We start from the raw sequence: 13,657 nt of genomic DNA, 5'->3' as shown, positions 1-13,657 counted from the left end.
GTATCCCCGACGCGCGCAAAGGGGGCGGCCCCGGGAATCCGGACCCGCCCCCACGCGCGCGTGGATCGCCGTCAGCGCTTGTTCGTGTAGTTCGGCGCTTCGACCGTCATCTGGATGTCGTGCGGGTGGCTCTCCTTGAGGCCCGCCGAGGTGATCCGTACGAAACGGCCGTTCCTCTGGAGCTCCGGAACCGTCTGGCCGCCTACGTAGAACATCGACTGGCGCAGACCGCCGACCAGCTGGTGCACGACCGAGGAGAGCGGGCCGCGGTAGGGCACCTGGCCCTCGATGCCCTCGGGCACCAGCTTCTCGTCGGAGGCGACGCCCTCCTGGAAGTAGCGGTCCTTGGAGAAGGACTTGCGGTCGCCGCGGGTCTGCATCGCACCGAGCGAACCCATGCCGCGGTACGACTTGAACTGCTTGCCGTTGATGAACATCAGCTCACCCGGCGACTCCTCGCAGCCTGCGAGCAGCGAGCCCAGCATGACCGTGTCCGCGCCGGCGACGAGCGCCTTGGCGATGTCGCCCGAGTACTGCAGGCCGCCGTCGCCGATGACCGGGACACCGGCTTCCTTGGCGGCGAGCGACGCTTCGTAGATGGCCGTCACCTGCGGTACGCCGATACCGGCGACGACACGCGTCGTACAGATGGAGCCGGGCCCGACGCCGACCTTGATGCCGTCGACACCGGCGTCGATGAGGGACTTGGCGCCGTCACGGGTGGCGATGTTGCCGCCGATGACGTCCACGCCCGAAGCATTGGACTTGATCTTGGCGACCATGTCGCCGACCAGGCGGGAGTGGCCGTGCGCGGTGTCGACGACGATGAAGTCGACGCCCGCCTCGATGAGGGCCTGGGCACGCTCGAAGGCGTCGCCCGCGACACCGACGGCGGCGCCCACCAGGAGGCGGCCTTCGCTGTCCTTGGCTGCGCCGGGGTACTTCTCGGCCTTGACGAAGTCCTTGACCGTGATGAGGCCCTTGAGGACACCGCTGTCGTCGACGAGCGGAAGCTTCTCGATCTTGTGGCGGCGCAGCAGCTCCATGGCGTCGACGCCGGAGATGCCGACCTTGCCGGTGACGAGCGGCATCGGCGTCATGACCTCGCGCACCTGGCGCGTGCGGTCCGACTCGAAGGCCATGTCGCGGTTGGTGACGATGCCGAGCAGCTTGCCCGCCGGGTCGGTCACCGGGACGCCGCTGATGCGGAACTTGGCGCAGATCGCGTCGGCCTCGCCGAGCGTCGCGTCCGGGTGCACCGTGATCGGGTCGGTGACCATGCCGGACTCGGAGCGCTTCACGAGGTCGACCTGGTTGGCCTGGTCCGCGATGGAGAGGTTGCGGTGCAGCACGCCGACGCCGCCCTGTCGCGCCATGGCGATCGCCATGCGGGACTCGGTGACCTTGTCCATAGCCGCGGAAAGCAGCGGGACGTTCACGCGGACGTTCTTCGAGATGAGCGAGGAAGTGTCGATCTGGTCCGGCGCCATGTCCGACGCGCCGGGCAGCAGCAGCACATCGTCGTAGGTCAGCCCGAGCGTCGCGAATTTCTCGGGCACCCCAGTCGAAGAACCGCCGTTTGCAGTCATGACACCTTCCCCAAATGGCCTTGATCGGTGCGGATGTCCATGCTAACGGGAACGGAGGGTGTCTCATTCCACGATCAAGATCATCGACTAGGTTTGTACGTTCATACGGCATGAACGGCCGCTGAAGTCACATGTCGAGCAAGTCGTGATCGCTACTGCTCGGCCAGCGCCCGCAACCGACTCAACGCGCGATGCTGCGCGACCCGCACGGCGCCCGGGGACATACCGAGCATCTGCCCGGTCTCCTCGGCCGTGAGCCCGACCGCGATCCTCAGGAGCAGCAGCTCGCGCTGGTTCTCCGGAAGGTTCGCCATCAGCTTCTTGGCCCACTCGGCGTCGCTGCTGAGCAGCGCGCGCTCCTCGGGACCGAGGGAGTCGTCGGGCCGCTCCGGCATCTCGTCCGACGGCACCGCCGTGGACCCGGGGTGGCGCATCGCCGCGCGCTGCAGGTCGGCGACCTTGTGCGCGGCGATGGCGAAGACGAACGCCTCGAAGGGGCGCCCCGTGTCCTTGTAGCGCGGCAGCGCCAGCAGGACCGCGACGCACACTTCCTGCGCCAGGTCCTCCACGAAATGCCGCGCGTCGCCCGGGAGTCGGGAGAGTCTGGTGCGGCAGTACCGCAGCGCCAGGGGGTGCACATGAGCCAGCAGATCGTGCGTCGCCTGCTCGTCACCCTCGACCGCGCGAAGGACGAGGGCACCGATCACCGTCGTCCTGTCATCGCGCATCGGTCCATGGTGCCTTGGCGCTGATTGATCCGCGGCACCACGTCCGTAGTTGTGCACCGAAGCGTTATGAGCGGGTGCGCCGGAACTCATCTCGTGCGCCCTCCCCTCCCGCTCGACCGACCTGTCCCCGAGGAACTCCACACCTCAAGGATGCGGCATCGGCGGCGAAGCAACGGCAACCGCTCCCGCGAGAGGGAGCGACGGGCGTCCGTCACCCCGCCCACCACACGGCGGGCGGGGATCGCCGTGCCCGCACGGCGGCACACCTATCGGACCAGGCCCCAGCGGAAACCGAGCGCCACGGCATGCGCGCGGTCCGAGGCGCCGAGCTTCTTGAACAACCGCCTGGCGTGGGTCTTGACCGTGTCCTCGGAGAGAAAAAGCTCACGTCCGATCTCGGCGTTCGACCGGCCGTGGCTCATGCCCTCGAGCACCTGGATCTCACGCGCGGTGAGCGTGGGCGCCGCGCCCATCTCGGCCGAACGCAGTCTGCGCGGAGCCAGTCGCCACGTCGGGTCGGCGAGCGCCTGCGTGACGGTCGCGCGCAGTTCGGCGCGCGAGGCGTCCTTGTGGAGATAGCCGCGGGCACCGGCGGCGACCGCGAGTGCGACCCCGTCCAGGTCCTCGGCCACGGTGAGCATGATGATGCGCGCACCGGGGTCGGCGGACAGCAGCCGCCGGACCGTCTCCACGCCGCCCAGACCGGGCATGCGTACGTCCATCAAAATCAGGTCCGAGCGGTCGGCACCCCAGCGGCGGAGGACTTCCTCGCCGTTGGCCGCTGTCGTCACACGCTCGACGCCGGGCACGGTCGCGACCGCGCGGCGGAGCGCCTCTCGGGCGAGCGGGGAGTCGTCGCAGACGAGGACGGATGTCATGACTGTCCTCCGCGGCTCTCACAGCTGCTGCGCGTCACCTTGAGCCTCCAGGCTGGTACTTATTCGTCACCTGTGCGGTTGACGCTCTCGGACATCTGCCCGAGCGCTTGTTCTTTCAACCGCCTCCGCACTCTCAACGACGGTCACCCGAAAGAGTTACGGGGCGGTGGGCCACCTTCGGCACTCTACGTGAGGGCGCGGACACGGAGCAGGCAGCGCAAGAGACCCTCAACGTTTCATCACAACCCATGCCCCATTTAGCCCTCTTCCTTCCCTTTTGCTGGTGTCTGTGGCTAGATTTTCCAATGAGTCATATTTTCATCTCCTTAGACAGTAGATGTACGGTCGTGGGCACCGTATCCGCGCAGAACGGCTACCAGGAGACAAGCAATGGCAGATTTCTCCCGCCTTCCCGGACCGAACGCAGATCTCTGGGACTGGCAGCTCCTCGCCGCCTGCCGCGGGGTCGACAGCTCGCTCTTCTTCCACCCCGAGGGTGAGCGGGGCGCGGCACGCAGCGCGCGTGAGAACTCCGCCAAGGAGGTCTGCATGAGGTGCCCGGTACGCGCGGAGTGCGCAGCTCACGCCCTCGCGGTACGGGAGCCGTACGGCGTGTGGGGCGGTCTTACCGAGGACGAGCGCGAGGAACTCATGGGCCGCGCCCGCAACCGCCTCGTCACGACGTCCGCACCCTCGGCATCGGCGTCGGCGTCGGCCGCGGCCAGGGCATCAAGCGGCGGCATGGTCACGCACAACTGAAGGAACGTTTCTTCAGAAGAGCTCAGCGCTCCGCGGCGCGCGCGAGGTGGTCCAGCGTGGCTGCCACAGCGGGCACTTGCGCCAGATCCGGCAGGGTGAGCGCGACGATCTCGCGCTGGACGGCAGGCTCCACCGTCACTGTGCGTGCACCTTTGGGGCGTACGGACTCGATGGCGAGCTCGGGCATCACCGCGACCCCCAGGCCCGCGCCGACCAGTCCGATCACCGCCGGGTAGTCGTCGGTCGCGAAATCGATGCGGGGCACGAAGCCCGCCCCTTCGCAGACCTCGACCAGCTGCCTGCGACAGCGCGGACAGCCCGCGATCCACGGCTCGTCGGCCAGCTCCCCGATGGCGACCGCCTCCGCCTTGGCGAGCCGATGCCCCTCGGGCACCAGACCGACGAGCCGGTCGGCCAGAAGCGGACGTACGACCAGGTCGTCCCATTCCTCCGCGGCCGACGCGCCCTCGTACCGGAAGGCGAGTGCCACGTCGCAGTCGCCCTCGCGCAGCATCTCGACCGAGCGCGGCGGCTCGGCCTCCACGAGCGATACCCGGGTGCCGGGGTGCGCCGCGCGCAGGGCGGCCAGTGCGCTCGGCACCAGCGTCGAGCTGCCGCTGGGGAAGGAGACGAGGCGGACCCGGCCCGCCCGCAGGCCCGCGATCGCGGCGACCTCCTCCTCGGCGGCCGTCAGCCCCGCCAGGATCCCGGCAGCGTGCCGGACCAGGGCCTCGCCCGCCTGGGTCAGGCGCATCTCACGCCCTGTGCGGATCAGCAGTGTCGTGCCCGCGGAGGCTTCGAGCGCCTTCATCTGCTGGCTGACGGCGGGCTGGGTGCAGCCGAGCTCGCGCGCCGCGGCGGAGAAGGAGCCGGTGGCGGCGACCGCACGCAGGACGCGGAGATGACGGGCCTCGATCATGACGCAAGCATAAGCGACGCTTGGGTCGGGCAGCGAATAATGTGTCGACCCTTTGAGCGAGCTCGCCTAGCCTTTCGCCATGAAGCTTCTCTCCGTGAATCTGGGCCGGTACAAGGCCGTGGAGTACACCGACGCCCCCTCGGGCGGCACCGGCATCGACAAGCAGCCCGCCGAAGGGGCCGTACGGGTGACGGCTCCCGGCACGAAGGGGGTCGGCGGGAGCGGGGTGGCGGGGGACGAGGTCTGCGACCTGCGGCACCACGGCGGCGACGACCAGGCCGTGTACGCCTACGCGCGCGAGGACCTCGACGAATGGGAGCGGCTGCTCGGCCGCCCGCTGCCCCCTGGCTCCTTCGGCGAGAACCTCACGACGTCCGGGCTCGACGTGAGCGGCGCGAAGATAGGCGAGCGCTGGCGCGTCGGCCCCGATCTGCTCCTCGAAGTGACATCGGGCCGCATTCCCTGCCAGACGTTCCAGGGCCACCTCGGCGAGACGCGGTGGGTCAAGCGTTTCACCCAGCAGGGCGCTCCCGGCGCCTATCTGCGGGTGATCGAACCGGGTGAGATCCGCGGCGGGGACGCGATGGAGATCGTGCACCGGCCTGCGCACGACGTCACCGTCGCCCTCCAGTTCAGGGCCGTCACGACGGAGAGGCACCTACTGCCGAGCCTGCTCGCCGCCGGGGACGCGCTGCATCCCGAGTCGGTCGATGCGGCTCGGAAGTACGCGGAGAAGTACGGCTCCCAAGCTTCATAACCGGCATGACCGGCGTAACTGGCCGTCGGGCCCGGCGACTTGGTCCTGGCCCGACGCGAAAACGGAAGCAGAGCAGGCCGGGAGGGCCTCCGGGCACCACAGCGGTCACCGGATCTCACTAGCCTTGGTCCATGACTACGGCTCTGATTACGGGATCGACCGCCGGTATCGGCGCAGCCTTCGCACGGCGGCTCGCCGGTGACGGCCACAACCTGGTCCTGGTGGCACGGAACACCGAGCGGTTGCGGGAACAGGCGACCGAACTGCACGACCGGCACGGCATCGAGGCGGAGGTGCTCACCGCGGACCTCGCGACCGACGACGGGATCGCCGCCGTCGAGAAGCGGCTCGCGGACCGCAGGAACCCGGTCGACCTCCTTGTGAACAACGCCGGGTTCGGCAACAAGGGCCAGTACCTGGAGGTGCCGATCGAGGACGAGCTGACGATGCTCAAGGTGCACTGCGAGGCGGTGCTCCGGCTGACGTCGGCGGCGACGGAGTCGATGCGGGAGCGCGGCCGCGGTGGCGTCGTCAACGTCGCTTCGGTGGCGGCGTTCGTGCCGCGCGGGACGTATGGCGCGTCGAAGGCGTGGGTCGTGCAGTTCACGCAGGGGGCGGCGAAGGACCTGGCCGGCTCCGGGGTGCGGCTGATGGCCCTGTGCCCCGGATTCGTACGGACCGAGTTCCATGAGCGCGCCGGGATGGGGACGTCCAACATCCCCAAGTGGATGTGGCTCGACGCGGACAAGCTGGTCGCGGCCGCGCTGACCGACTTGGCGCGGGGCAAGACCCTCTCGATCCCGGACCCCAAGTACAAGGCGATGATGGGCGTGGTGAAGGTGACCCCGAGGGCGCTGCTCGGCGGCGTGACATCCCGTACCGGCCGCAAGTACGGCCCGCAGTAACCCTGATGGACGGGGCTGCGTCTGCCGAAGCCCCTCAGTCGCCGACTGCGAGTCGTGGTCCGTCCTCGCGCAGTTCCCCGCGCCCCTGACGGGGCGCTCGCCGAAGTCGGCCTCAGGGGCGCGGGGAACTGCGCGACCAGCCGAAAACGGCTCGCGGCCGGCAACGAAGAACAACCCGGCAGACGCTCCCCCCAGAAAAGGCCGAGGCCCGGCTTCCCTTGTGAAGGGAAGCCGGGCCTCGGTCACCGTTCAAGCCGAGCGCAGCGGGTCAGTGGGAGTGCCCGTGCCCGTGGCCGTGACCGGCCTCGCCCTCTTCCTCGGCCGGCTTCTCGACGACCAGGGTCTCGGTCGTCAGCAGCAGCGAAGCGATAGAGGCGGCGTTCTCCAGCGCGGAGCGCGTCACCTTGACCGGGTCGATGACGCCGGCCTTGACCAGGTCGCCGTACTCGCCGGTCGCGGCGTTGAAGCCGAAGCCCTTGTCGAGCTCGGCGACCTTCGAGGTGATGACGTAGCCCTCGAGGCCGGCGTTCTCGGCGATCCAGCGCAGCGGCTCGACGGCGGCGCGGCGGACGACGGCGACACCGGTGGCCTCGTCGCCCTCCTTGCCGAGGTTGCCCTCGAGGACCTTGACGGCGTGCACCAGAGCGGAGCCACCACCGGAGACGATGCCCTCCTCGACCGCGGCGCGGGTCGCGGAGATGGCGTCCTCCAGACGGTGCTTCTTCTCCTTGAGCTCGACCTCGGTCGCGGCGCCGACCTTGATCACGCAGACGCCACCGGCGAGCTTCGCCAGGCGCTCCTGCAGCTTCTCGCGGTCCCAGTCCGAGTCCGTGGACTCGATCTCGGCCTTGATCTGGTTGACGCGGCCCTCGACCTCAGCAGCGTTGCCGCCGCCGTCGACGACGGTGGTGTCGTCCTTGGTGATGGTCACGCGGCGGGCGGTGCCGAGCACGTCAAGGCCGACCTGGTCGAGCTTGAGGCCGACCTCTTCGGCGATGACGGTGCCGCCGGTGAGGGTGGCGAGGTCACCGAGCATGGCCTTGCGGCGGTCGCCGAAGCCGGGGGCCTTCACCGCGACGGCGTTGAAGGTGCCGCGGATCTTGTTCACGACCAGGGTCGAAAGGGCCTCGCCCTCGACGTCCTCGGCGATGATCAGGAGCGGCTTCGAGGCGTTGGTCTGGATGACCTTCTCGAGCAGCGGCAGCAGGTCCTGGATGGACGAGATCTTGCCCTGGTGGATGAGGATGTACGGGTCGTCGAGGACGGCCTCCATACGCTCCTGGTCGGACACCATGTACGGGGACAGGTAGCCCTTGTCGAAGGCCATGCCCTCGGTGAAGTCCAGCTCAAGACCGAAGGTGTTGGACTCCTCGACGGTGATGACACCGTCCTTGCCGACCTTGTCCATCGCCTCGGCGATGAGCTCGCCGACCTGCGGGTCCTGGGCGGACAGACCGGCGACGGCCGCGATGTCGGCCTTGTCGTCGATGGGGCGCGCGGTGGCGAGGAGCTCCGCGGAGACGGCCGCGACGGCGGCGTCGATGCCCTTCTTCAGGGCGGCCGGGGATGCACCGGCGGCGACGTTGCGCAGGCCTTCCTTGACCAGGGCCTGGGCGAGCACGGTCGCGGTGGTGGTGCCGTCACCCGCGATGTCGTTGGTCTTGGTCGCCACCTCCTTGACGAGCTGCGCGCCGAGGTTCTCGTACGGGTCCTCGACCTCGACCTCACGGGCGATGGTGACGCCGTCGTTGGTGATGGTGGGGGCGCCGAACTTCTTGTCGATGACGACGTTGCGGCCGCGGGGGCCGATCGTCACCTTGACCGTGTCGGCAAGCTTGTTGACGCCGCGCTCGAGGGCGCGACGGGCGTCCTCGTCGAACTTCAGGATCTTCGCCATGGGAGCGGTTCAGCCCTCTCGGAAACTCGGGTTTGACGAACGAACTGCGCCCCTCGCCGCCCGGCAATCAGCAGGGGTGGCCAGGGGCGCAGCTCAAAGCATGTTTCTGCTCGGGTGAATTACTTCTCGACGATCGCGAGCACGTCGCGAGCCGAGAGGACGAGGTACTCGTCGCCGTTGTACTTCACCTCGGTGCCGCCGTACTTGCTGTACAGCACGACATCGCCGACCTTGACGTCGAGCGGCAGGCGCTCGCCGTTCTCGAAGCGGCCCGGGCCCACTGCGAGGACAGCACCCTCCTGGGGCTTCTCCTTCGCGGTGTCCGGAATGACCAGGCCGGAGGCCGTGGTCTGCTCGGCGTCGAGCGGCTGGACCACAATGCGGTCCTCGAGCGGCTTAATGGCAACCTTGGAGCTGGCGGTCGTCACGATCCGGTCTCCCCCTTCGGAGATCTACGGGGTTAACAGTCTGGGGTGGCGACCAGGTGGATCCGTCGTCGCGGGTGCCGGACCTGCCCGTCGCTGTTGGCACTCTCCAGTGGTGAGTGCCAAGGCCGAGACTAGGACGACGATTAGCACTCGGTCAAGCGGACTGCTAATTCACTGACGCGGGTCTTATCCGGGTGGAGGCGTGGGGGATCCCCCACGCTCCTCCGGGCAACGCTTCCCCGCGACGGGCGGTTCCGTCTCCGTTGGCGTGTGCCGCCCCGTTTTCGGCGCACCCGCGGGCGGGGGAGCACAGCTGGGCGAGGCCGCGGGTTTCCTCGGCGGGACCTTCTCCGCCGCCTTTCTGCCCAGGCGTTCGATCGGGTCCACCGACTGCGCGCACCCCGTGAGCAGTGCGGGCGCGAGCACGCCTGCCGCGAGCGCGCCGACGAGGAACCTCCGCGCCCGCGCCCGCCCGGTCACAGGTAGTCCTCCAGCCTGGCCACGGCGTACCCCTTGTCGGTGACCGTCTTCATGACCTTGCGGATCATGTCGGGCATCGTGCCCTTCCAGTCCTCGCGCCCCCGGAAGTGGGTGAGGATGATGTCGCCGGGGTGCAGGTCCCGGTCCCACTCGCGCCAGTCCATGCGGTTGGGGAAGGCCTCGGACGCCCACAGCGGCACGGCCTTGATCCCGCAGGACTTGGCGGCCCGCAGCGTGTCCGCGTTGTAGTTGCCGTACGGCGGGCGGAAGAGCTCGGGCCGCTTGCCGTAGCGCTTCTGGATGGTGTCCTGCATGCCGCAGATCTCCCGGCGCTGACTCGCGTACGAAAGCCCCGGCATATAGCGGTGGTTGAGGGTGTGGTTGTTCAGCACGACGCCGCGGGACTGCATCTTCTTGAAGTAGCCGTAGTCCTCCTTGACCAGGTAGTCGCTGAGGAACGCGGTGTACGGGATCTGCAGTTCGCTCATCATCTTGAGCAGCGCCGGGTCCTTCTCCGCGCCGTCGTCGATGGTCAGGAAGACGATCTTCTTCTTGGTCGGGATGGTCGTGAACACGGGCGGAAGACCCGCCTGCCCCTTGACCTCGAACCCCTTGCGCGTGGTGATCTTCGGCTTCTTGGCCGGGGCTGGCGGCGCCGCCAGCGGGGTCTTCGCCAGGCCCCAGCGTTTCGCGGCGGCGGCACGGGCGACCTGGGTGACGCGGAGTTTGTGGGCGTAGGAGTCGAGGGCGCGGGCGGGCGGCGCGTCCAGACGCTGCTGACCGGGGGCGGGGCTGGCTCCGCCGTCGTCGCCCGAGGCACAGCCGGAGGCGATCGCGGCGACGACGAGAGCGGCCACTGCGGCCCGTACATGGCGCGTCCGCCTTCTGCCGTATTTTACGTTTTGTCGTACTAGTTGCATGGCGCCGGATCCTTGCAGCTCACAGCCCCGCTGTTGGGCCGACACCGCCACCGGAGGCACACCATCCACCGACTGGCCCACAATGGGCCGGGTGAACGACCTCGACCGCGACTCGACCGCCCTGACCTCCTTCTCGGCGCTGCTCACCCCAGAAGGCCGGTCCCTGCTCGAACTCGACGAGGTGCGGGAGGCCGATCCGGCCCGGGAGCTGGCTGTCGCCACCCGTCTGCGCCGCGACCACCCAGCGGAGCTGGTCACGGCGGTCCTCGCGCAGGCGCGGCTGCGGCGGCGGGCCGTGGCGAAGTTCGGCGCCAAGGACGCGGGGCGGATGTTCTTCACGCCGAACGGCGTCGAGCAGGCGACCCGGACGAGCGTGGCCGTGCACCGCGCCGCGAGCTTCAAGGCCCTCGGCGTACGGAGTGTGGCCGATCTCTGCAGTGGCGTCGGCGGCGACGCGATCGCCCTCGCCCGCGCCGGGATCGCCGTCCTCGCCGTCGACCGCGACCCGCTGACCTGTGCGGTGGCGCGGGCGAACGCGGAAGCTCTGGGGCTCGCGGAGTTGATCGAGGTACGCGAGGCCGATGTCACGGAGGTCGACACGTCCGCGTACGACGCGGTCTTCGTGGACCCCGCTCGGCGTGGGGGGCGGGGCCGCATCTTCGATCCCGAGGCCTACTCGCCGCCCCTCTCCTGGGCGATCGAGGCCGCCCGCCAGGCTCCGCACGCGGCGCTGAAGATCGCTCCCGGCATTCCGCACGAGGCGGTTCCCGCCGATGCCGCGGCGGAGTGGATCTCGGACGGCGGGGACGTGAAGGAGGCCGTGCTGTGGTTCGGCACGGACACCCCGTCCTCGCACCGCGCGACCCTGCTGCCCTCGGGGGCATCCCTGTGGTCCTCGCTCGACGCGATGCTGCCGGATCCGGAGGTGCGGGCGGTGGGACGCTATCTGTACGAGCCGGACGGCGCCGTCATCCGTGCCCATCTGGTGGCGGAGGTGGCCGCGCGGGTGGAGGGCGGTCTGATCGACGAGACCATCGCGTACGTCACCTCCGACGCGCCGCACACGACGCCGTACGCGGTGGCGTACGAGATCACCGATCAACTCCCCTTCGGGGTGAAGAAGTTGAAGGCGGTGCTGCGGGAGCGGGAGGTCGGGATCCTGACGGTGAAGAAGCGGGGCTCGGCGGTGGAGCCGGAGGAACTGCGACGGAAGGTGAAGCCGCAGGGCAAGAACTCCGCGACGGTGTTCCTGACGAGGGTGGCGGGGGCGCCGGCGATGCTGATCGGGCGCCCCGTGGCGGAAGCCTGAAGCCCCCGGGTCCTGGGCACCGTCGATCACCGGCTCCGCCGAGTTCGTCCTCAATCGCCGGACAGGCTGGAAGATTCAGCTCGCCCCAGCAACAACTCCCGCTCCCGCTCGTTCCGCGTGAGCCCCGCCGCCCGCTCGAACTCCGCCCGCGCCTCCGCCACCCGCCCCAGCCTCACCAGCAGGTCACCCCGCACGCTCGGCAGCAAGTGGTAGTCCTTCAGGGCGGGTTCATCCGCGAGCGCGTCCACGAGCAGCAGCGCCTCCGCGGGACCCGAGGCCATGGACACCGCCACCGCGCGGTTCAGTTCGATCACCGGCGACGGAGTGCGGGCGGCAAGCAGTTCGTACAGGGTGGCGATCCGGGGCCAGTCCGTCTCCTCGTACGACAGCGCGTTCGCGTGGCTCGCGGCGATCGCGGCCTGGAGTTCGTAGGGGCCGGGGCCGCCCGTCGACACGGCCCGCGCACGGGCGAGTGCGGTGAAGCCCCGCCGGATCAGCGGCCGGTTCCAGTGGCGGCGGTCCTGGTCCGCGAGGAGCACCGGCTCGCCCTTCGACCCCGTCCGCGCCGCCGACCGGGACGCCTGGAGCTCCAACAGCGCCGCCAGGCCGTGCACTTCGGCCTCCCGCGGCATGAGCCCTGCCAGCACGCGGGCGAGGCGGAGCGCGTCCTCGCACAGCGATGGTCGCAGCCAGTCGTCGCCCGCCGTGGCCGCGTACCCCTCGTTGAAGATGAGGTAGATGACTTCGAGCACCGATCCGAGCCGGGCCTCGCGCTCACCCCCGTACGGCACTTCGAAGGGCACGCCTTTGGCTGCGAGGGTGCGCTTCGCGCGCACGACGCGCTGGGCCACCGTCGACTCGGGGACCAGCATCGCGCGGGCGATCTCCGCCGTCGTGAGGCCGCCGAGGAGCCGCAGCGTGAGCGCGATGCGGGCCTCGGCGGAGAGCACCGGGTGGCAGGCGGTGAAGACGAGGCGGAGCAGGTCGTCGTCGATGTCGTCGGGGTCGGCGGGCTCGTCGGCGTGGGGCGGCGCCGCCTCCAGGTCGCGGCCCACCTCCTCCAGCTTGCGCGCGTAGCGCTCCCTGCGGCGTACGAGGTCGATGGCGCGGCGCTTGGCGGTGGTCATCAGCCAGGCGCCCGGGTTGTCGGGGACGCCGGCCCGCGGCCACTGTTCCAGCGCGGCGACCATCGCGTCCTGCGCCAGCTCTTCCGCGATGCCCACGTCGCGCACGATCCGCGCGACCCCCGCGATCAGGCGCGGGGACTCGATGCGGAAGACGGTCTCGATGGCGCGGTCAGGGGCGTCCGGGCGGGGGTGCTCTGAGGAGTGGGCCGTCACGGCCACCCATCAGAGCACCCTCCGCGGGGCACCGCAAAGGGTCGGCGCCGGGGGCGTCAGCCCTCGATGATCTCCCGGACCTCCGCCGTCACGGTCCACTGCTCGTCGTGGGTCTTCAGGAACCGGCTCGCCCACTCGACGGCCTCGGCCTTGTCCTTGCACTGGGAGATCGAGTAGCCGCCGACGACCTCCTTGGCCTCGGTGAACGGGCCGTCCGTGACGGACAGTCGACCGCCCTTCCAGTGCACCTGGGTGGTCTGGGCGCTCGGGGTGAGACCCGCGGTCTCGAGCATCACTCCCGCCTTGGTGATCTCTTCGAGCAGCGCGCCCATGCGCTCGCCCATCTCGGGGCTCGGGCCGCCCTCGGGGGAGTTCTTCTCGTCGACGCGGATCAACGTCAGAAAGCGCGGCATGGTGGTCTCCCAACAGGTGGTGGCGGGGTTTCTCCTCGCCTCTCACCCATGCGTCGAACGGGAGACGCCCGGATCGACATCGTCGCCCAGATTCTTCGAAGAATTTTCTCGGGCATACGTTTCCGCAGGTCGCGGCCGTGCGGGGGCCCGATGCAGCACCGCCGTCGCGACGGCTGCCGCCACGAGCAGCGCCGCGGCGACGCCGAACGCGGTCGCGTACCCGTCCGCGAGCGCACCCGGCCCCCGGCCAGGCCCCGTGACCCCCGACGCCATGCCGGTCTCCTCGGCGGCGACACCGGAGGTCGCCGCCGTGCCCAGCGGCACGAAGCACATGC

14 protein-coding genes are annotated in these 13,657 nt (G+C 69.7%); 4 read left to right on the top strand and 10 right to left on the bottom strand.

Annotated features, from left to right (window positions below; genetic code table 11):
• Positions 1 to 71 precede the first annotated feature (71 nt).
• From guaB to E5671_RS28210, 3 genes are all read right to left on the bottom strand, one after another.
• The gene (gene guaB / locus E5671_RS28220; protein ID WP_160506702.1) at positions 72 to 1,589 is read right to left on the bottom strand and encodes an IMP dehydrogenase; all 1,518 of its coding nucleotides are present in this window, start codon (positions 1,587 to 1,589) and stop codon (positions 72 to 74) included.
• Between the two features lie 152 nt (positions 1,590 to 1,741).
• Positions 1,742 to 2,317 (bottom strand): sigma-70 family RNA polymerase sigma factor, encoded by a 576-nt coding sequence (locus E5671_RS28215; protein WP_160506701.1) that lies wholly within the window; start codon positions 2,315 to 2,317, stop codon positions 1,742 to 1,744.
• Positions 2,318 to 2,583: 266 nt separating this feature from the next.
• Positions 2,584 to 3,195, bottom strand: coding sequence for a response regulator transcription factor (locus E5671_RS28210; protein WP_003948568.1), 612 nt, complete (start codon positions 3,193 to 3,195; stop codon positions 2,584 to 2,586).
• 390 nt (positions 3,196 to 3,585) lie between these two features.
• Between E5671_RS28210 and E5671_RS28205 the strand changes: the two genes are divergently transcribed.
• The gene (locus E5671_RS28205) at positions 3,586 to 3,954 is read left to right on the top strand and encodes a WhiB family transcriptional regulator (RefSeq protein WP_160506700.1); all 369 of its coding nucleotides are present in this window, start codon (positions 3,586 to 3,588) and stop codon (positions 3,952 to 3,954) included.
• A gap of 22 nt (positions 3,955 to 3,976) precedes the next feature.
• On the opposite strand, the gene E5671_RS28200 is transcribed toward E5671_RS28205, so the two are convergent.
• Positions 3,977 to 4,873: a LysR family transcriptional regulator gene (locus E5671_RS28200; RefSeq protein WP_160506699.1), complete on the bottom strand. Its 897-nt coding sequence runs from the start codon at positions 4,871 to 4,873 to the stop codon at positions 3,977 to 3,979.
• A 79-nt stretch (positions 4,874 to 4,952) separates the two neighbouring features.
• On the opposite strand from E5671_RS28200, the gene E5671_RS28195 reads away from it, so the two are divergent.
• Positions 4,953 to 5,630 (top strand): MOSC domain-containing protein, encoded by a 678-nt coding sequence (locus E5671_RS28195; RefSeq protein ID WP_160506698.1) that lies wholly within the window; start codon positions 4,953 to 4,955, stop codon positions 5,628 to 5,630.
• Positions 5,631 to 5,761: 131 nt separating this feature from the next.
• The gene (locus E5671_RS28190) at positions 5,762 to 6,535 is read left to right on the top strand and encodes an SDR family NAD(P)-dependent oxidoreductase (RefSeq protein WP_160506697.1); all 774 of its coding nucleotides are present in this window, start codon (positions 5,762 to 5,764) and stop codon (positions 6,533 to 6,535) included.
• 268 nt (positions 6,536 to 6,803) lie between these two features.
• Here E5671_RS28190 and groL read toward each other — a convergent pair whose 3' ends face one another.
• From groL to E5671_RS28175, 3 genes are all read right to left on the bottom strand, one after another.
• Positions 6,804 to 8,432, bottom strand: a complete 1,629-nt coding sequence (gene groL, locus E5671_RS28185; RefSeq protein ID WP_160506696.1) for a chaperonin GroEL — start codon at positions 8,430 to 8,432, stop codon at positions 6,804 to 6,806.
• A 119-nt stretch (positions 8,433 to 8,551) separates the two neighbouring features.
• Complete coding sequence (gene groES / locus E5671_RS28180) at positions 8,552 to 8,860, bottom strand: co-chaperone GroES (RefSeq protein ID WP_006347174.1); 309 nt, start codon at positions 8,858 to 8,860, stop codon at positions 8,552 to 8,554.
• 476 nt (positions 8,861 to 9,336) lie between these two features.
• Positions 9,337 to 10,260: a polysaccharide deacetylase family protein gene (locus E5671_RS28175; protein ID WP_160506695.1), complete on the bottom strand. Its 924-nt coding sequence runs from the start codon at positions 10,258 to 10,260 to the stop codon at positions 9,337 to 9,339.
• 82 nt (positions 10,261 to 10,342) lie between these two features.
• On the opposite strand from E5671_RS28175, the gene E5671_RS28170 reads away from it, so the two are divergent.
• Positions 10,343 to 11,569: a class I SAM-dependent methyltransferase gene (locus E5671_RS28170; RefSeq protein WP_160506694.1), complete on the top strand. Its 1,227-nt coding sequence runs from the start codon at positions 10,343 to 10,345 to the stop codon at positions 11,567 to 11,569.
• 50 nt (positions 11,570 to 11,619) lie between these two features.
• Here E5671_RS28170 and E5671_RS28165 read toward each other — a convergent pair whose 3' ends face one another.
• The 3 genes from E5671_RS28165 to E5671_RS28155 are packed head-to-tail and all read right to left on the bottom strand — an operon-like array spanning position 11,620 to position 13,655.
• Positions 11,620 to 12,915 carry a sigma-70 family RNA polymerase sigma factor gene (locus tag E5671_RS28165; RefSeq protein WP_160506693.1) on the bottom strand — a complete coding sequence of 432 codons (1,296 nt, stop codon included), beginning with the start codon at positions 12,913 to 12,915 and terminating at the stop codon, positions 11,620 to 11,622.
• Positions 12,916 to 12,965: 50 nt separating this feature from the next.
• On the bottom strand, positions 12,966 to 13,322 hold the full coding sequence (locus tag E5671_RS28160) for a YciI family protein (RefSeq protein ID WP_160506692.1): 357 nt from the start codon (positions 13,320 to 13,322) through the stop codon (positions 12,966 to 12,968).
• Positions 13,323 to 13,364: 42 nt separating this feature from the next.
• Positions 13,365 to 13,655 carry a hypothetical protein gene (locus E5671_RS28155; RefSeq protein ID WP_202121284.1) on the bottom strand — a complete coding sequence of 97 codons (291 nt, stop codon included), beginning with the start codon at positions 13,653 to 13,655 and terminating at the stop codon, positions 13,365 to 13,367.
• Positions 13,656 to 13,657: the final 2 nt, after the last annotated feature.

This window comes from Streptomyces sp. BA2 (assembly GCF_009769735.1).
Lineage (GTDB): Bacteria > Actinomycetota > Actinomycetes > Streptomycetales > Streptomycetaceae > Streptomyces.
The sequence above is the reverse complement of the archived record's forward strand: the minus strand, read 5'-3'. Positions and strand labels throughout refer to the sequence as shown.